20 protein-coding genes are annotated in these 16,715 nt (G+C 68.1%); 5 read left to right on the top strand and 15 right to left on the bottom strand.

The window, feature by feature from the left end; genetic code table 11:
* Positions 1-112: 112 nt before the first annotated feature.
* From ABZX92_RS28995 to ABZX92_RS29005, 3 genes are all read right to left on the bottom strand, one after another.
* On the bottom strand, positions 113-1,924 hold the full coding sequence (locus ABZX92_RS28995) for a phosphoenolpyruvate carboxykinase (GTP) (RefSeq protein WP_355565997.1): 1,812 nt from the start codon (positions 1,922-1,924) through the stop codon (positions 113-115).
* A gap of 313 nt (positions 1,925-2,237) precedes the next feature.
* Complete coding sequence (locus ABZX92_RS29000; protein ID WP_355565999.1) at positions 2,238-2,924, bottom strand: hypothetical protein; 687 nt, start codon at positions 2,922-2,924, stop codon at positions 2,238-2,240.
* Positions 2,925-2,966: 42 nt separating this feature from the next.
* Complete coding sequence (locus ABZX92_RS29005; RefSeq protein ID WP_355566002.1) at positions 2,967-3,203, bottom strand: hypothetical protein; 237 nt, start codon at positions 3,201-3,203, stop codon at positions 2,967-2,969.
* 85 nt (positions 3,204-3,288) lie between these two features.
* On the opposite strand from ABZX92_RS29005, the gene ABZX92_RS29010 reads away from it, so the two are divergent.
* Positions 3,289-4,164, top strand: a complete 876-nt coding sequence (locus tag ABZX92_RS29010; protein WP_355566005.1) for a helix-turn-helix transcriptional regulator — start codon at positions 3,289-3,291, stop codon at positions 4,162-4,164.
* Positions 4,165-4,341 (top strand): DUF397 domain-containing protein, encoded by a 177-nt coding sequence (locus ABZX92_RS29015; protein WP_355566007.1) that lies wholly within the window; start codon positions 4,165-4,167, stop codon positions 4,339-4,341. It begins immediately after the preceding gene.
* A gap of 121 nt (positions 4,342-4,462) precedes the next feature.
* On the opposite strand, the gene ABZX92_RS29020 is transcribed toward ABZX92_RS29015, so the two are convergent.
* From ABZX92_RS29020 to ABZX92_RS29050, 7 genes are all read right to left on the bottom strand, one after another.
* A complete protein-coding gene (locus tag ABZX92_RS29020; RefSeq protein ID WP_355566009.1) occupies positions 4,463-5,044 on the bottom strand; it encodes a cupredoxin family copper-binding protein in 582 nt (193 codons plus the stop codon).
* Complete coding sequence (locus ABZX92_RS29025) at positions 5,044-5,913, bottom strand: cupredoxin family copper-binding protein (protein WP_355566012.1); 870 nt, start codon at positions 5,911-5,913, stop codon at positions 5,044-5,046. Before ABZX92_RS29025 ends, ABZX92_RS29020 begins: the two co-directional genes overlap by 1 nt.
* Positions 5,914-5,939: 26 nt before the next feature.
* A complete protein-coding gene (locus ABZX92_RS29030) occupies positions 5,940-6,824 on the bottom strand; it encodes a CopD family protein (protein WP_355566015.1) in 885 nt (294 codons plus the stop codon).
* Positions 6,821-7,396 carry a hypothetical protein gene (locus ABZX92_RS29035; protein ID WP_355566018.1) on the bottom strand — a complete coding sequence of 192 codons (576 nt, stop codon included), beginning with the start codon at positions 7,394-7,396 and terminating at the stop codon, positions 6,821-6,823. Before ABZX92_RS29035 ends, ABZX92_RS29030 begins: the two co-directional genes overlap by 4 nt.
* A 227-nt stretch (positions 7,397-7,623) precedes the next feature.
* Complete coding sequence (locus tag ABZX92_RS29040; RefSeq protein ID WP_355566021.1) at positions 7,624-9,444, bottom strand: dynamin family protein; 1,821 nt, start codon at positions 9,442-9,444, stop codon at positions 7,624-7,626.
* Positions 9,441-9,806 (bottom strand): nucleotide exchange factor GrpE, encoded by a 366-nt coding sequence (grpE, locus tag ABZX92_RS29045; RefSeq protein ID WP_355566024.1) that lies wholly within the window; start codon positions 9,804-9,806, stop codon positions 9,441-9,443. The genes ABZX92_RS29040 and grpE overlap by 4 nt, the downstream gene beginning before the upstream one ends.
* Positions 9,803-11,305 (bottom strand): dynamin family protein, encoded by a 1,503-nt coding sequence (locus ABZX92_RS29050; RefSeq protein ID WP_355566027.1) that lies wholly within the window; start codon positions 11,303-11,305, stop codon positions 9,803-9,805. The genes grpE and ABZX92_RS29050 overlap by 4 nt, the downstream gene beginning before the upstream one ends.
* Before the next feature lie 54 nt (positions 11,306-11,359).
* Between ABZX92_RS29050 and ABZX92_RS29055 the strand changes: the two genes are divergently transcribed.
* Positions 11,360-11,797, top strand: a complete 438-nt coding sequence (locus tag ABZX92_RS29055) for a hypothetical protein (RefSeq protein ID WP_355566030.1) — start codon at positions 11,360-11,362, stop codon at positions 11,795-11,797.
* Here ABZX92_RS29055 and ABZX92_RS29060 read toward each other — a convergent pair.
* Both ABZX92_RS29060 and ABZX92_RS29065 read right to left on the bottom strand, forming a co-directional pair.
* The gene (locus ABZX92_RS29060; RefSeq protein WP_045316323.1) at positions 11,782-12,150 is read right to left on the bottom strand and encodes a GntR family transcriptional regulator; all 369 of its coding nucleotides are present in this window, start codon (positions 12,148-12,150) and stop codon (positions 11,782-11,784) included. The genes ABZX92_RS29055 and ABZX92_RS29060 overlap by 16 nt on opposite strands.
* Complete coding sequence (locus ABZX92_RS29065) at positions 12,147-12,818, bottom strand: hypothetical protein (protein WP_355566033.1); 672 nt, start codon at positions 12,816-12,818, stop codon at positions 12,147-12,149. The genes ABZX92_RS29060 and ABZX92_RS29065 overlap by 4 nt, the downstream gene beginning before the upstream one ends.
* Before the next feature lie 117 nt (positions 12,819-12,935).
* Here ABZX92_RS29065 and ABZX92_RS29070 point away from each other — a divergent pair, with 117 nt between their 5' ends.
* Entirely contained in the window at positions 12,936-14,111 is a 1,176-nt protein-coding gene (locus ABZX92_RS29070; RefSeq protein ID WP_355566036.1) for a sensor histidine kinase, read from the top strand.
* 9 nt (positions 14,112-14,120) lie between these two features.
* Entirely contained in the window at positions 14,121-14,777 is a 657-nt protein-coding gene (locus ABZX92_RS29075; RefSeq protein ID WP_355566039.1) for a response regulator transcription factor, read from the top strand.
* Here ABZX92_RS29075 and ABZX92_RS29080 read toward each other — a convergent pair.
* The 3 genes from ABZX92_RS29080 to ABZX92_RS29090 are packed head-to-tail and all read right to left on the bottom strand — an operon-like array spanning position 14,774 to position 16,684.
* Positions 14,774-15,694 (bottom strand): SDR family oxidoreductase, encoded by a 921-nt coding sequence (locus ABZX92_RS29080; RefSeq protein WP_355566042.1) that lies wholly within the window; start codon positions 15,692-15,694, stop codon positions 14,774-14,776. The genes ABZX92_RS29075 and ABZX92_RS29080 overlap by 4 nt on opposite strands.
* Entirely contained in the window at positions 15,678-16,157 is a 480-nt protein-coding gene (locus ABZX92_RS29085) for a pyridoxamine 5'-phosphate oxidase family protein (RefSeq protein WP_355566045.1), read from the bottom strand. Before ABZX92_RS29085 ends, ABZX92_RS29080 begins: the two co-directional genes overlap by 17 nt.
* Positions 16,157-16,684, bottom strand: coding sequence for a TetR/AcrR family transcriptional regulator (locus ABZX92_RS29090; protein WP_355566047.1), 528 nt, complete (start codon positions 16,682-16,684; stop codon positions 16,157-16,159). The genes ABZX92_RS29085 and ABZX92_RS29090 overlap by 1 nt, the downstream gene beginning before the upstream one ends.
* Positions 16,685-16,715: the final 31 nt, after the last annotated feature.

Here is a 16,715-nt window from a genome sequence, read left to right on the forward strand (position 1 = left end):
TCAGGTCGAGCGGGACATCAGCGCCGCCTTCTGGTCGTACCTCTTCCGCAGGCCTTCCGCGAGCACCGCGTGTCCCTCCAGGGAAACGCGGGGCCCCCGCGTGCGGTCAGGGTTAGCCGAGGCGCTGCTTCAGAGCGGCCAGTTGGTCACGGAGGGTGGTCGGGACCTTCTCGCCGATCTTCGCGAACCACTCTTCGACGAGCGGGATCTCGGCGCGCCACTCGTCGGCGTTGAACTCGAGTGCGGCTTCGATGTCCTCGCGTGAGGCGTCGAGGCCTTCGAGGTCCAGGTCGTCCGCGGTCGGCACGTAGCCGATCGGGGTCTCCTGAGCAGCGGCCTTGCCCTCGAGACGCTCGATCGCCCACTTCAGGACGCGCGAGTTCTCGCCGAATCCGGGCCACAGGAAGCGCTTGTCCTCGCCCCGGCGGAACCAGTTGACGTAGAAGATCTTCGGCAGCTTGTCGGCGTCGGCGCGCTTGCCGAGGTCGACCCAGTGCTGGAAGTAGTCACCGGCGTTGTAGCCGATGAACGGCAGCATGGCCATCGGGTCGCGACGGACGACGCCGGTCTTGCCGACCGCGGCGGCCGTGGTCTCCGACGACAGCGTGGCACCCATGTAGGTGCCGTGCTGCCAGTCGCGCGACTCGGTCACCAGCGGGATCGTCGTGGCGCGGCGGCCGCCGAAGAAGATCGCCGAGATCGGCACGCCCTTGGGGTCGTCCCACTCCGGCGCCTTGATGTCGCACTGCTCGATCGGCGTGCAGTAGCGGGAGTTCGGGTGCGCCGCCAGCTCATCGCCGTCGGGCGTCCAGTCCTGGTGCTTCCACGAGGTCAGGTGAGCAGGGGCCTCGCCGATGCCCTCCCACCAGATGTCGCCGTCGTCGGTCAGCGCGACGTTCGTGAACAGCGAGTTGCCCTTGGCGATGGTGCGCATCGCGTTCGGGTTGGTGTGGTAGTCGGTGCCGGGCGCGACGCCGAAGAAACCGTTCTCCGGGTTCACCGCGTAGAGGCGGCCGTCCTCACCGAAGCGCATCCACGCGATGTCGTCGCCGAGCGTCTCGACCTTCCAGCCCGGGATGGTCGGCTCGAGCATCGCGAGGTTGGTCTTGCCGCAGGCCGACGGGAACGCGGCCGCGATGTAGTACGCCTTGTTCTCCGGCGAGGTGAGCTTGAGGATCAGCATGTGCTCGGCGAGCCAGCCCTCGTCGCGCGCCATCACCGAGGCGATGCGCAGCGAGTAGCACTTCTTGCCGAGCAGGGCGTTGCCGCCGTAGCCGGAGCCGAAGCTCCAGATCTCCCGGGTCTCCGGGAAGTGCGAGATGTACTTGGTTTCGTTGCACGGCCACTGGACGTCCTGCTGGCCGGCCTCGAGCGGTGCGCCGAGCGAGTGCAGCGCCGGCACGAAGTCCGCGTCGTCACCGAAGACGGCGAGGGCCTTGGAGCCCATGCGGGTCATGATGTGCATCGAGACGACGACGTACTCCGAGTCCGTGATCTCGACGCCCAGCATCGGCTTCTCCGCGTCGAGCGGGCCCATGCAGAACGGGATCACGTACATCGTGCGACCACGCATGCAGCCCCGGTAGAGCTCGGTCATGATGGCCTTCATCTCGGAAGGGTCCATCCAGTTGTTCGTCGCGCCCGAGTCCTCCTCGCGCACGGAACAGATGTAGGTCCGCTCCTCGACGCGCGCGACGTCGCTCGGGTCCGAGGCCGCCCAGAAGGAGTTCTGCTTCTTCTTCAGCGGAACGAAGGTGCCGGCGTCGACGAGCTTCTGCGTGAGACGGTCCCATTCGCCCTGGGACCCGTCAGCCCAAACAACCTCATCGGGGCAGGTCAGCTCAGCGACTTCCTGAACCCATGCGAGCAAGCGCGCGTGGTTGGTCGGTGCGTGTTCGAGACCGGGAATGGTCACTGCCGTCATCTCGTCTCGTCTCCTGACTGAACGCCTCGGCTGCCCGAGGACGCGTGGGTCGTCCGGTGTGGGGACTTCGTCGTCCTCAGGAATAGCTCCAGACGCCCGGTGGGGCCGGGCGTGCGTGGAAGGGGATGGATCGAGGTTAGCCCGGTGAATGGCAGGTAAAGCACCCCCAGCCTGTCGCTTCCCTCACAAAACCGATTCTGGAATCGATTCAGCACTCGGACGGCGTTAAGGCGCGCTTGAGGTGGGAAAAACACAAGAGGCCCCGGTGCGGTTCTCACCACACCGGGGCCTGTGACCTGCGTTTCGTTACCAGCTAGTTGGGGCTGATCCACTGCCCGGTGGTCGAATCGATTCGGACGACGCCTTCGAACCGTTCTTCCTCGAGCCAGTCGTCCGAGTCGTCCAGAATGCCGCTCTTCGAGTCGGTCACGTACCGGCCGTCCGCCTCGATGTGCCCGTGCTCGACCTCGACCCAGTCGTCACCGCGGTGTTCCGACATCGTGACCTCGCCCGATCGTGTGATCTCGGTCGCCACGTCGGCCCGCCCGTCACCGTTCTTGTCGGTGAACAGCCAGGAGTCCCCGTCGTCGTCCTTGACCACCGCGGTGTCCGCCCGGCCGTCGCCGTCGGTGTCCTCGGTCGCCTGGCCGACCTTTCGATCGCCTTCGTCGGTGTGCACGACAATCGTCTGCTGAGGCGCGGAATTAGTCTTTTGTTGCGTTGAGTCGTTCGGGTCGACGGCAACCCACTCGCCGGAATTCTCCTCGAACCGAGCCTGGCTCAGGAGATTGCCGTCCTTGTCGAACGTGCTCATCAGATCGGCGTCGCCGTCGCCGTTCGTGTCGGTGAACGCGAGGTGACCGCCGTCGTCGGTCTCGACCACGGCGGAGTCGTTCGTGCCGTCGTGGTCGAGGTCGAAGGTGACGTCGGCGGTGTACTCCTCATCCTCGACGGTGACCTTCAGCTCGGCGTCGGCCGCACCGTTCTCGTCGATGTACACCGGGACACACCTCCTACTGCTCATGTACCGGTATGACCCACGTTATGCCGGTTCGGTTCCCCCGCCAACCGCGTGACCCGCCCGGAGGTCGATCTCGCTCTGGTCGATGGCAGCGTCCAGGGCCGCGCGGAACTGCGCGATCTCGCCGCCTTCGAGGGTGAACGCCGGGCCGTCGGGGCCGGTTATCTCCACCGCTCCGGCACTCACGCTGACCTCGCAGACCGCCCGGTCCGCGTAGCTGTCGCTGCAGTGAAGGAGCCATTCGCGCCTGACGCCCATGGTCGAAACCTCATCTTCACCCCAGGTCGCCCAATATAGACTTAACTTTAGCCTTGCTTGAGACTAAAGTCGCTCGCCTAAGCGAATGAGAGGCGGCAACCGAGTGGGCCAAGCCCGGCAGACCGTGGAGCGCCTCCAGCTGGGACTCACGCTCCACCGCCTCCGTCTGGCCGCCGACAAGTCGCAGCAGGAAGCCGCCGAGGTGATCGGCCGCAGCGCGGGACGACTGAGCCAGGTCGAGAACGGCAAGGGCGCGCTGGGCACGGAAGAGCTGACACGGCTGCTCGACTTCTACCGGGTCTCCGGAGTGGAGCGCGCGACGGTGCTCGCCCTCGGCCGAGCGAGCCGGCGCAGGCAGCCCCGGCTCGGCTACCTCGACTCCCTGCCCGACTCGTACGTGCGCTTCATGGACCTGCTGGCGGCCGCACAACGAATCAGCTGGTACGAATGCGGCATCATCCCCGGCCTGGTCCAGTCGCCGAGCTACGTCACCGGAATCCACCGGGCGGGGAGCTCGCTGCGGCCCGACGAGGAGACGACCGAGCGAATCGCGTTCCGGCGCAATCTTCAGCAGCAGGTCCTGTCCGTCGGGAAAGCGGAGTCCATCGACGTCATCTTCACCGAGGACGCTCTGCTGCACGTCGTCGGAGACGCGTCGGTCATGCGCGAACAGGTGTTGCACCTGCTCCAGCTGCAAGAACAGCACCCGGTTCTCAGCATCCGCGTGATCGCGCTGGACACTCCCGACAATCCGGGACTCGGTGGTGGGCTCGTTTCGCTGGAGTACGACACAGCGGCGCCGATCGCCTATGCCACGAGCCTTTACGGTCCGCCGATCTACTACGATCAGCCGGCCCCCACGGAGCGGATGCGGAACCTCTTCGAGGGAGTTGCCGACATCGCCCTGAGCCCGCGGGACTCCAGAACGATGTTGCTCGACTTTCTCGCAAGGAGCTCGTAGTTGATCGGGTGGATCAAGAGCAGCCACAGCTCTGGTGATGGCGGCGCCTGCGTGGAGGTTCGGTTCGGCGATGTCGTCGGCGTCCGGGACTCCAAGAACCCTGATGGTCCTCGCCTTGGTGTGTCCACCGGTGCTTGGCTGGCGTTCTTGAGCACGGTGACGCGACGAACGCGGTGAGTCCGAGCGGCTGAGTGGCGGCATCGAACTGACAGTTCGCATGACGTCGCCAACCACTGCACGCAGACATGCCCGGATCGCGTGCTCTACGTGCCCTTGCTGGTCCTGGCGGTGCACGCGCTCATCCAGCGCGGTCCGGACGGGAGCCGATCACCAGGAGGCACAGCGTCGTGACCGCGGCCACCAGGCCCGCGAGGAGCAGCATCGGTGGCAGCACCGGCGGCGGCGCAGGTGGTGCCGCGACGGCCGAGATGTTGCTCGGCGCGGTGGTCCCGGCCGTGGTCTCGGGTGCCGACGTGGCGACCGGAGTCGTCTGCTCGGGTTGCTGGACGACGGGCTGTGGCACCGGTGGTGGCGGGGCCGCGGTCGTCTCCTGGGCGAGGACGACGATCTGCGCTCGCATGTCCGGGTGCACGGAGCAGACGTAGTCGAAGGTGCCCGGCTGGGTGAAGGTGAAGCTCCACCACTGCCCCGTGGCGAGCATCGGCGAGCGGAACGTGCCGCCCGCGACGTCGTGCGACGCCTCGTCCTGGTTCGTCCACGTCACGACGTCGCCGACGTGGACGGTCATGGTGGCGGGCACATAGGCGTACCGCGCGATCGGGATCTGGTGCGTCTCGGCGGCGGCCGCCGTGCTGACCCAGGAGGAACTGGTCAGCACGGCGAACGCGGCCAGGACAACGCCGGCCAGGCCGCGCTTCATCAGCAGATCGCCTGGTTGAACGCCGGGTCGAGCATCTGCTCGATCAGCACGGTGTGCGCCTTGATGTAGTTGTCGAACGCCAGCGCGTCCTGCACCTGCTGCAACGGCGACGTCTCCAGATGTGCCGCCTTCACGTGCGCGATGAACGGCGCCAGCACGTCACGGTCGAGGGACGAGCCGAGAGCCGGGTCGAGCATCTGTTCCAGCAGCACGGTGTGCGCCTTGACGTAGTTGTCGAACGCCAGCGCGTCCTGCACCTGCTGCAACGGCGACGTCTCCAGATGCGCCGCCTTCACATGCGCGATGAACGGCGCCAGCACGTCCTTCTTGACGCACTCGGGCGTTCCCGTCGGCGGTGCCGTCGTCGGGGAGGGATGCGTGGTCGGGTGGCCTGTCGGTGGCGTCGTGGTGGGCGGGGTGGTGGTGGACGGCGGTGTGGTGGTCGTCGGGGGTGTGGTGCTGCCGCTGACCGTGACCGACGCCTTCATGTCCGGATGGATCGAGCAGTAGTACGAGTACGTGCCCGGTTTGGTGAAGGTGTAGCTGTAGGTCTGGCCCTGCTGGAGAGTGGGCGAGGTGAACTTCTCCGGCCCGTTGGTCACGACCACGTTGTGCGGTGCGGTGTCGTGGTTCGTCCACACGACGGTGTCACCCGCGTTGATCGTCAACGTGGCGGGCTGGAACGCGTAGCCCATGATCTCGACGGCCTGTGCCGTCTGCTGGGCCGCCGCCGCGGCCTCGCCCTGTTGTGCGGCGAGATCGACGCCGACCGGAGCTGCCTGGCCAGGGCCGGCCAGGCTCAGACACAGCGCGGTTCCGGCTATGCCGAGTGCCGCGACCAGCACGGCGAACCTGTTTCCCTTGTCCACGATGGACTTCCCTTTCTCTGGCAGGGTCAGCGACCGGGACCGGTCGTGACGAGGAAGGCGGCCACACCCAGCACGGCGACGGCGAGAACCGCCTCGGCGGTGACCGAGAGTGCGAGCCCGCGGGTGGTCGCGGCGACGTGCAGCCGCCGGTCCACCCAGGTCTTGCTCGCGAACCCGAGGAGCAGCAGCAGGGCGAAGAGCACGAGCTTGGCGAGCAGGAGCCGGCCGTATCCGGTGTGCACCAACGCGTCCACCGAACCGACCAGCTGCCACGCCAGCACCACCCCCGCCACGGTGAGCGTCGCGACGGAGACCAGCGCGAGCCGCGAGTAGCGCGGCAGCACCGCGGCGAGCACCTCCCGGTCGCGGGCGGGCAGAACGGCGAGCAGCAACACCAGCAGCCCGCCGACCCAGACGCAGACCACCAGCAGGTGGAGGAAGACGACGGCCTGGCTCCAGCCGGGCAGGTCGAGGACGTGGCCGGTCATCCCGTTGGTGCGCAACACACCGAGCGCGATCGCACCCGCACCGACGCGCCACGACCACGACCTCGCGGCCCGCGCGCCACGCCGGGTCAGGTCGGCAAGCACGACCAGTGCCAGCACCCACAACAAGATGCGGGCGAACCACACCCGGCCGAACGGGGCGTCGAACAGCGGAACCAGCACCGACCAGTCGAACACCGCGGACGGCGGCCGGCCCGCGACCCAGGCGGCGTCGAAGGCGAGGCTCGCGACGGTGCCCGCGAAGCCGCACAGCCAGCCGAACGCGAGCAGTCGCCGGCTTCGGCCGCTGTCCGCGCCCTCGGGCCACAGGAAGGCGACGAAGGCCAGCCCGCCGATGACGAGCGTCGTGCCGAGGTAGTCGAACGCCCTGGCGAACAGGAACCACGACCTCGCCGCCTCGCTCATGGCGTGCCCAGCAGCGCGGTGACCTCGTCGGTCCGCTCGTCCACAACGAGCGAGCACGTCGTCCCCAGCAGGTCGTCGAGCAGCTTGACGGGATCGCCGAGCAGTGGAAGCTCCACAAGGGACAGACGCTCGGCCTTCTTCGTCCCGTCCGGCAGCTCGGACACGATCGGCAGCTCGCCGGGCGACGCGAGCAACCCGAGCGAACGCAGCAACTTCGTGATCGCACCGGCGTCACAGGGCTTGCCGGGCGGCGTGGAAGTCGTCGGTGGCGTCGTGGCCGGGGGCCTCGTCGTGGTCGGAGGCGTACTCGGATGCGGATGCTCAGGCGCCGGAACGTGCGGCCCCGCGGGTTGATGGGCGGCCGGGGCGGGGTTGTGCGCCACCGGCTGGGGCACGTAGTTCGCCGGTTGATGGGTCTGCACGGGCGGCGTCGTCGACGTCAACGCTGGTTTCGGCTGGCTGACCGAGTTCTGCGACTGAGGGGCGCGCCCGAGGCCCGATGCGAACCCGAGCACGACGACGACGGTGCCCACGAGGGACGCCGCCACCACCTGGTCTCGCTGCAGCTTCATGATTCAAAAGAGAATCAGTGGCGAATTAACCGGCATTCCCGATTCGTGACGAGCCGGTGAACTAGAATTGGCCGCAAATGTTTTGTACCAGTGCATGTCCGGACACACGCAATTAAGTTGCCTCGACAACAGCGCTTTGAGCAGGCAAAATGAGCAGTACTCAATTAAGTTTGAACGATCTCCACGGCGAGCCGTAACCCCCGCGCGGACCGCTCGTTGATGGTCTTTCAGGCCCGGTCGCGAACGGATCGAATTCGCGCCAGGAGTTCCTCGGCCTTGGCGCGGCCCTGCTCGACCTCGGCCAGCTGCCGGGTCACGGACTGCAGTTCGCGGCCCCGCTCGCCCGCTTCCATGCGCAACGCCTTGTCGACCTCGCGCAGTTCGGCCTCGATGGCCTCGATGCGCTTGGCGAGGGCTTCGTCCAACGCCAGCGACAAGGCCTGCTCGGCTTCGATGAGCTGTTCGGCCGCCAGTTGGTCCACTGTGGAGCGAGCGTCGGCGATGGCGTCGGAGAGCCATTGCTTGACGTGCTGCTTTTCGGCCGTGTGGGTTCGGGTGCGGGCCATCCACCAGCCCGCGCCGAGGCCCAGGGCGATGGTCACCGGAAGGACGATCGGGTTCAGCACGGCGATACCGAGGCCCGCCAGGGGCATCACGGCGAGCTTGCCCGCGCCCAGGCCGCCGGACACACCCATGAACACCAGGAGTTTGTCCTCGGCTGTGGGCGGGCGCTTCTCCTTGGGGCGCAAGATGACCGGTGGCTGCTCGCCGCGGGCGAACTGGCCGCGGATCATGGTCAGTTCCGCTGGGGAGAACAGGGTGGCCAGGACCACGTCGGTCAGCTGGGACAGGCGGGCGGACAGGGCGGTCGAGATGCGGCCCGAGACGACCTGCAGGCCCGTGTCGACCTGTTGGGGCAACGAGGCCAGCGCGGTCCGGTCGGCCGCGTCGATGGCCTGGCGGTACCAGGTCTGCAGGTCGCGCATCTGACGGGAGATCTCGTGGGAGTTCTCCACGCGGGCGCGTTGGATCTCGCCGCGCAGGCGGACCTGCCAGCCTCGGGTCGAGGAGCGGCGTTCGGTTTGCAGTTCCTCGCGGCGGGCGCGCAGAACGGCCGCTTCGTCTTCGCCAACGGACAGAGCGCGCTTCTCCTGTTCGAGGCGGACCGTCAGCTCGTCCAGCACTGTCGAGAGCGCGCGCAGGGCGTTGGCCTCGGCGAGCATGCCGGCGCGACCGGCCACCAACTCCTGCAAGGAAGTCTGCAGGGAGGCGATGCCGGAACGTTCGCGGAGCATCGCGGCGGCGTCCGGGTTCGGGGCCTGCGAAGCCATCTCGAACATGCGCGAGGACACCGGGTAGAAGACGGCGTCGGCGAAGCGCGGGGCGTGTTCGGCCAGCAGGGCGATGTCCGCGTCGAGCACCTGGCGCCAGCCTCGGTACTGGTCGGTCTTGGTCAGGGCGAAGACGACGGTTTCCACGCGGTCGCCCACGCGCTTGAGGAAGTCCAGCTCGCCGCGGGTGAACGGCGACGAGGCGTCGACCACGAAGACCAGGGCGGTGGCGGACGTGACGGCTTCCAGGGCCAGTTCGCCGTGCACGGACTCAAGACCGCCGACGCCCGGAGTGTCCACAACGGACATGCGCTCCAGCAACGGGATCGGCGCGTCGACCTCGACGTAGCGCGGCGGGAGCTCACCGGGAGGCAGGTCGTGCGCGGCCGAGACCCAGTTGATCAGGGCGGGCAGCGGGAACGTCACCGGGGCGAGCAGGCCCGGATAACAGGCGCGCGAGGCCCAGGACGAGCCGTGCTGGAACACCAGGTAGGTCGAGGTGGCGACATCGGCGTCCACCGGCGAGAGGCCCGGAGTGGCCAGCAGAGCGTTGACCAGTGAGGACTTGCCGCGGTTCGTCTCGCCGACGATCACGACCGACGACATCTCGGGAGCCGCACGACGAGTCACCCAGTCGGCGAGCACGGGGTCGAGCTCGCGCACGAGAGAGGTGAGGCGTTCGCGCGTCTGGCGGACTGTCTGCGGAAGTGTGCTCATCGGGACGTGTAGACCGTCACGATCGGAGCCCGCAGCACGCGGCCGCGGTCGCGGAAACCAGGCACCTCGGTCTCCGCGACCAGGCCCTGCAACGCCAGATCATCCGTCGGCACAGTGCCACCGGCCTCGTGCAACGACGGGTCGAAGCGCTCACCATCGGCGCGGACGGCCACGACCCCTATGGTCGAGAGGCCTTCCTCGATCCGCTGGACCACACCCGAGCTGGCTCGGTCCAGCGCGTACAGGCACAGCTGGACCAGCGCGCGGCGTTCGGCCAGCGCCTGGTCGAGCAGCTCGTCGGCAATGGTCTCCACACCGTCGTCCGACGCCACGCCGGCCGGATCGGTTCCGTTCCCGCTCATCGGTGCCCCCCAGCACGTAGTTGCTGCCAGATGAGGAAGTACGCCCGGTGGACGACGTGCGCAACCCGAGCCTGCGCCGGTGTCGCGCCGAACGAGGCGAACGAACGCCACCAGCCGGCGCGTTCCAGCGAATACGCGACCAGCTCAGGCAGCGGCCGGCCGGTCAGGCCGAGCTGGGCGGGCACGTCCGGGGTGCTGCCGACGCGCAGCACCTCCTCGGTCAGGTCCGGCGCCAGCGTCACCGCGCCGGACGACACCAGCGTCAACGCCTCCAGGAGCCGCAGCTGGTGAGCTTCGGGACGAGCGAGCAACACCTCGATCGCATCGTGCACGCGCTGCCGTTCGCCGGGTTCACCCGAGGCCAGCGAGGTGACGGACGCGAGCGCGGCCGCCGCCTTGATGCCGTCGGCCCGAGCCCGGAACACCGCGTCGAGCCGGCCGCGGACCGCCGCGAACCCGGAGGCGTCGAACAGCACGCGCCGGAGCGCACCAGCGGCGAGCGAAGGTTCGGCGTCCAGCGCCGCCAACGCGCGACCGATGCCGTACAGGTCCAGCTTCTCCAGCAACCGCGACCGCACACCCGCCGGAACCTCGCAGTCCCACGACGTGAAGAGGTCGCCGGACATCAGCATCATCGTGCGGGTGTCGGCGTCCAAAGCCGCCAGCTGCCGCAACGCCTCCGCGTCGGCCGAGGTGAACTCCCCGGTCTCCGCGGACTCGGCGAGCAGGCTGATCACCGGCAGCACGTCCGCGACCCGCGGCTTGAGCAGCTGAGCCTGTTTCCCCGCCAGGATCTCCGCTGCCCGCCACACGTCCCCGTCCGAGCCCTCGACGGTTTCCGGCGCCACGGCGTCGACCTTGTTCAACGCGGCGATGGCGTTGACCGGCCCGGCCTCGCGGGAGGCGGTGGCGGCGGTGAACGCGGCCAGCGTCGAATGATCATCGGCCCGCACGCCCTGCGTCACGACGTAGAGAACGGCCTCCGCCCCCGCGACGGCGTTGCGCGACACGGGATCCAGCAGTTCCTCGGTGCGCGCGACCGAAGCGGCGTCCAGCGACCCGAGCCCAGGGGTGTCGATGACGGTGAAGTCGCGCAGCACTGCGTTCGTCAGGTATGCCTCGATGTGCGAAACGCCTTCCACGCCAAGCGAAGCGGGGATCATGCCCTGCGCGTCGAACGGCAGCACCTGTCGTCGTCCGTCCCGCAGCACGACTTCGATGCGGTCGACAGTTCCGTACTGATAGCGCGTCACGAGCCGGGTGCACTCGCCGACGTCGGTGGGCGCCACCCGTCGCCCGATCAACGCGTTGACCAGCGTCGACTTGCCCGACTTGATCCGCCCGGCCACCGCGACCTGCAGCGGAGCGTGCAAGCGGCGCAGCACTTCCTGGAACCCGGCGGCCGTCTGCGGGGAAACCTGTGGTTGCAAGGCAACACACAAGTTGGCCACGGCCGCGCACAGCGGTCCGGCCAGTTGTTGTCCTTGCAACGCCGTCACGGGCACTGATCGTGCCACGGTTTGTACGCGTGCGTGCGCGGGTAGCCACACCACATGGGTGACAGCTACGTGACGTTCCTGGTGCTGGGGATCGTCCTGGTCGTCGTTGACGGCCAGCTGATCTACCGCAGCGGCAAGGGTTATCTCAAGCGCGCTGCGTACGACGACGAACAGGTCGGCGGCATGATGAAGCTCACCGCCGTGCTGTTCCACCTCGTCGTGCTAGGGCTGCTGGCACTGGTGTCGATCATCGAGATCGACACGGGTGACCCGGTGAAGAACGTGGTCGTGAAGCTGGGCGTGGTGCTGTTGCTGCTGGCACTGGCTCACGGCGTCACCATGGCGATCCTGGCCAGGATTCGGGATCGCCAGATGCAGCAGCAACTCGCGGACCAGATGGCCGAAGAACACCGGATCTACGAAGAGCGGCACGCTCACGTGGGCGAACCGCGACCCGCACCCAAGATCGAGTCGCCTTACTCAGCCCCGTAACGGGCACGCACGGCGTTCAGCGCCTCCCCCTCGCTGGCGCCGAGCGACCGAGCTACGGCGACGAACTCCGCCGCGGCGGCGGAGAGCGGGTCCGGTGCATGCGAAGGCAGGGCAGCCACCACGGTGCCCTGCCTTCGTCCTGTCGTGAGCACGCCTTCGGTCTCCAGCTCGCGGTACGCCCGCGCGACCGTTCCCGCGGCGAGCCCCAGGTCGGCGGCGAGCTGCCGGATGGTCGGCAAACGGGACCCCACGGGCAGCACACCACCGCTGATCAACCGCACCAGCTGGTCACGAACCTGGCGCCAGGGCGCGACTCCGTTCTCGAGATCGACGACGATTCTGGGTGCTGTCACCAGAAGATCTTCTTGGACACGTAGTTCGTGTTGGCCATCGCCACCCAGGCCAGAACGCAGAAGAAGCCGAAGCCCCCGCCGACCAGTGCGCCGACCACGGCCGCACCGAGGCCGGCCGACACGTGCACGCTGCGAGTGCGCAGCGCCCGGTCGACCTCCTCGTCACCGTCGGCGGGCCGGGCGACGGCGGCCCAGGTGACCAGTGCCACCGCGCCGACGGACACGACGAGCGCGGGCAGCTGCCCGATCCTCAGGTCGACGACCAGGATGACGACCCCGATCGCCACGATCGCCGCGTACGAGATCAGCACGTACTGAGAGGCGATGTCGAACAGGCCGCGCGGTGTGAGCGTCGCCACCCTCTGTGACCCCTCGCGATGCAGCTGCGTCGCGATCAGCTCGGCGAGCAGCGTGCCGCCGAGCACGATCGCCGCGAACGACCCGACGCCACGACCGCTTCCGAGAGGCACGAACGTGAGCCCCACGAAGATCCACGGATAGAGGAACCGCCGCCGCTTCAGGTAGCGGATCGCGTCCTCGATCTGCACGGACGTCGGATCCTTCACCCGCCAGCTCTTCAGCAACCGCTTGCCGGTCGACCGGGTGGGCCAGAGCGCCAGCAGCAGGAACAGGCCTACGCCCGCGGCCCACAGAGCGTCGTACAGCATGCGTGCCCCCTTGACCTTTGTATCAACCCCTCGACACAATAACTCACACTGAAGTCGTACGCTGAGTCATTCCGTGGCGCGACGCGCGAAAGTTCGAACCGCACCTAACCTTGTCGGGTGCGGAGGTTCAGCCTGTGGATGAAGGCTCACCCGGCGTTCGGGGACTCCCTGATCGCCGGAATTCTGCTGATCTTCGACATGGGGTTCGCCGTCAGCGCGGCCGACCGCGGCGTGTCGTTCTCCGCGTTCCTGGCCGTCACACTGCTGATGCTCGGGCCGCTGCCGTTCCGCCGCTACCACCCGCTCGGCACCAGCTACCTGATCCTCGCGGGCGCGTTCCTGCAGCTCTTCACACACGGCGGCGAGAGCGGCATACCGGCGCGGATGTCGGACTTCGCGCTGGCCATCGCCCTGTACACGCTCGTCGCGTACATCGGCCGCAAGTCGGCGTTGATCTACTCGGGCTGGCTGCTCGCGGGCACGCTGCTGTGGGCGGTCTTCCAGGTCGGCGAGATCCAGGCCGTGTTCCTGGTGTTCATGGTCTTCGTGATCTTCGGCTTCAGCTGGGCGATGGGCGAGTTCATCGGGGCTCGCCGCGCGTACCAGAGCGAGATGGAGCAACGGCTCAAGCTGCTGGAGACCGGTCTCGACCAGCAGGCCAAGATCGCGGTCGGCGAGGAGCGGTCCCGGATAGCCCGTGAGCTGCACGACGTGGTCGCGCACGCGGTGAGCGTCATGATCGTGCACGCGGACGGCGCGGCTTACACGATCAGGTCACAGCCGGAGGTCGCGGAGAACGCGGTCCGCACGATCGCGGACACCGGCCGCCAGGCGCTGACCGAGATGCGACGCCTGCTGGGCGTGCTGCGCAGCGAGGACGCCGAGACGCAGTGGGCCCCGCAGCCCGACGCGCGCGGCGTGGTCGAGCTCGCCGAGAACACCCGCGCGGCCGGCGTCCCGGTCCGGCTGGAGATCACCGGCGACGTGGACGACCTGCCCGTCGGCGTCGGCCTGAGCGTGTACCGGATCGTGCAGGAAGCGCTGACCAACACCATCAAGCACGCCGGATCGGGCACGACCGCCGTGGTGCGGCTCGCCCGCTCGCCGGAGGAGCTCCGGCTCGAAGTGATCGACAACGGCTTCGGCACACCGCACGACGTGGTCAAGGTGTCCGGTGGCAACGGACTGATCGGCATGAGAGAAAGGGCTGCGGTGCTGGGTGGCGAGTTCGAGGCAGGCCCCAACCCCGGCGGGGGCTGGCGCGTGCGGGCGAGCTTCCCGATAGCCGCATAGGGTGATCGAGTGATTCGGGTGCTGCTGGTCGACGACCAGGAACTCATGCGCATGGGCTTCCGCATGGTGCTGGGGGCGCAGGAGGACATCGACGTCGTCGGTGAGGCCGCGGACGGTCTCGACGCGGTGCAGATGGCCGACAAGCTGCGCCCCGACGTCGTGCTGATGGACGTCCGCATGCCGGTGCTGGACGGGGTGGAGGCGACCAAGCGGATCGCCGCGGCCGACACCGCCAAGGTGCTGGTCATGACCACGTTCGACATGGACGAGTACGCGTTGTCCGCACTTCGCAACGGTGCCAGCGGGTTCCTGCTGAAGGACACGCCACCGGCCGACCTGGTGTCGGCGCTGCGTGCGGTGGCCTCGGGTGACGCGGTGGTCTCGCCGTCGGTCACCAAGCGGCTGCTGGGCCGGTTCCTCGGCGACGGCGGTGGTGAGCTGCGCGACGCCACCGTGCTGGACGTGCTGACCGAACGCGAGCGCGAGGTGCTCGTGCTGATCGCGAAGGGCCTGTCCAACACGGAGATCGCCCGCAAGCTGTTCCTGTCAGAGGCGACGGTGAAGACGCACGTCGGAAGGATCCTCGCCAAGCTGGAGCTGCGAGACCGGGTGCAGGCCGTGGTGCTGGCCTACGAGACCGGTCTCGTCCGCCCAGGTGACGCCTAGCGGTAGTCCGCCGGGTCGGCTGCCACCGTCCTGCCGGCGATTCGCGGCTTCACCACGTCGTCCCACCAGCGACCCCAGTCGGGCTGTGTGCCGTCGAGGTCGGTGAAGCCGTACTCGCGCTTGAGCTTCCACGACGACAGGCACTGGCCCGCGAACCTCTTGCGGCCGGGGTCGGCGGCCAGGTGCGCGATGCCTCGGCCGAGGTAGTGCGGTGTCTCGGAGATCGCGTAGTCGGGGACTTTCTCGACCGCGTCGCGCCAGTTGGCCTCGGTCACGCCGAACGTCTCCAACATCTGCTCGGACCGCAGAAAGCCTGGTGTGACGGCGAGCGCGGTCACGTTCGGGACGTCCTTCAGGTCCTTCGCGAGCACCTCGCCGAAGCGGCGCACGGTGTTCTTCACCGCGTCGTAGGTGAGGTTCACGAAGTACGCCTCGCCGTCCTCGCCGTCGGTCACCTCGACCACGAGCCCGTCGTCGGACTGGATCACCAGTGGCATCAGCTTGTGCAGCGCCACGAGGTGCGTCTCGACGCCGTTGCGCCACATGTGCAGCTGCCGGTCGAGGTCGTGCTCCCAGAACTTGCCCCACTCGACGAGGTTCTCGCCACCCCACGCGTTGTCCACGAAGATGTCGAGCTTGTCGATCTTCGCCGCGAGAGCGTCCACATCGGACGGATCGGTGAAGTCGCAGCGGACCGCGATGCCCTTGCCACCGGCTTTCGTCACCAGCTCCGCGGTGCCCTCGATCGTCTCGGCACGACCGACCTCGGACTGCTGAGTGCGCGTCGTGCGGCCGGCCGCGTACACGGTCGCACCGGCCGCGCCCAGCTCGACCGCGATCGCCCGGCCCGCACCTCTCGTGGCGCCGGTGACGACCGCGACCTTGCCGCTCAGGTCGGGCTCACTTCTTCGCGACACGCCGAATCCCCCTTCCTTCGTGCCAGGACACGACCACCATCTCGTCGCCCTCGACGGTGATCGACACGACCTCGGTGACGTCGCACCGGAACAGGTCGAGCTCGCCGCCCTCCGGCATCCACCCGGTGCGGTCGTAGAGGTCCTTGAGGTAGTCGTCCTTCTCCGTCCAGAACTCGGCGGTCCCGCTGATCTTCGCGTCACCCGCCGCGGTCATCGAGGCCGTGGTCGTGTTGCAGTGCAACGAGAATCGCGGGTCTCTCCGCAGATCGCGCGACTTCAGCGAGTCGAGCATCATGCCCATCCACAGCTCGCCGCGCGTGAAGTCCGGCTCCACACCGCTGATCCGCGGCGAGCCGTCCTTGCGCAAGGTCGCGACCAACGCGTGCCGGTCCGCCGCGAACCTGGCCTGCGCGAACGCGGCCAGGTCGGGCTGCTCGGCTGCGAACTCGGCCCAAGTCGCCATCAGCGCATTCCCTTCAGCACCAGATCGATGTCTTCCTCCATGCGTGCCAACAACTCACCGCGCGGCCTGATCGACCAGTCCATCGCGATCCCGTACACCAGCGCGGCCAGCACTCTCGCGGCGTTCGGCGGCAGGTCCTCCGCCGCGCACAGCACCTCCAGCTCCGACTCCAGCACCGCGTAGTGCCGCGCCAGCAGCGCTCGCAGCTCGGGGTCGATGAGGTCGACGCCCAGCTGCGCCAGGTTGTTCGTGGCCGTGGCCGGATCGGCGAGCCGGTCGAACCAGGTCAGCAGCGCTTCCCTGACCGTGCCCGCCTCGCGCATCCGGTTCTTGACTTCTTCAGTGCCGGCCTTGGTGAGCGCTTGCAGCAGGCCGCTCTTCGACCCGAACCGCTTGGCCACCGCGCCGACCGACACCCCGGCCTCCGCAGCCACGTCCGCGACCGTGAACCCCGGGCCGCGCCGGTCGATGACCGTCGCGGTCGCTTGCAAAATCCGTTCGTCGGAGATGGTTCTCGGCCTTGCCACCTCGTTAGTGAACCACAATTCACTAACCTTC

The sequence above is a fragment of the Lentzea sp. NPDC006480 genome, from assembly GCF_040611995.1.
In the GTDB taxonomy this organism is placed as follows: Bacteria; Actinomycetota; Actinomycetes; order Mycobacteriales; family Pseudonocardiaceae; genus Lentzea.

Excerpts from the sequence above, each read along its gene's own strand:
- grpE (WP_355566024.1), bottom strand. The coding sequence starts at position 9,806 with ATGAGCGGGAACGGAACCGATCCGGCCGGCGTGGCGTCGGACGACGGT.
- ABZX92_RS29020 (WP_355566009.1), bottom strand. The coding sequence starts at position 5,044 with ATGAAGCGCGGCCTGGCCGGCGTTGTCCTGGCCGCGTTCGCCGTGCTG.
- ABZX92_RS29010 (WP_355566005.1), top strand. The coding sequence starts at position 3,289 with ATGAGAGGCGGCAACCGAGTGGGCCAAGCCCGGCAGACCGTGGAGCGC.
- ABZX92_RS29005 (WP_355566002.1), bottom strand. The coding sequence starts at position 3,203 with ATGGGCGTCAGGCGCGAATGGCTCCTTCACTGCAGCGACAGCTACGCG.
- ABZX92_RS28995 (WP_355565997.1), bottom strand. The coding sequence starts at position 1,924 with ATGACGGCAGTGACCATTCCCGGTCTCGAACACGCACCGACCAACCAC.
- ABZX92_RS29055 (WP_355566030.1), top strand. The coding sequence starts at position 11,360 with ATGGGTGACAGCTACGTGACGTTCCTGGTGCTGGGGATCGTCCTGGTC.
- ABZX92_RS29065 (WP_355566033.1), bottom strand. The coding sequence starts at position 12,818 with ATGCTGTACGACGCTCTGTGGGCCGCGGGCGTAGGCCTGTTCCTGCTG.
- ABZX92_RS29040 (WP_355566021.1), bottom strand. The coding sequence starts at position 9,444 with ATGAGCACACTTCCGCAGACAGTCCGCCAGACGCGCGAACGCCTCACC.
- ABZX92_RS29035 (WP_355566018.1), bottom strand. The coding sequence starts at position 7,396 with ATGAAGCTGCAGCGAGACCAGGTGGTGGCGGCGTCCCTCGTGGGCACC.
- ABZX92_RS29085 (WP_355566045.1), bottom strand. The coding sequence starts at position 16,157 with ATGGCGACTTGGGCCGAGTTCGCAGCCGAGCAGCCCGACCTGGCCGCG.
- ABZX92_RS29030 (WP_355566015.1), bottom strand. The coding sequence starts at position 6,824 with ATGAGCGAGGCGGCGAGGTCGTGGTTCCTGTTCGCCAGGGCGTTCGAC.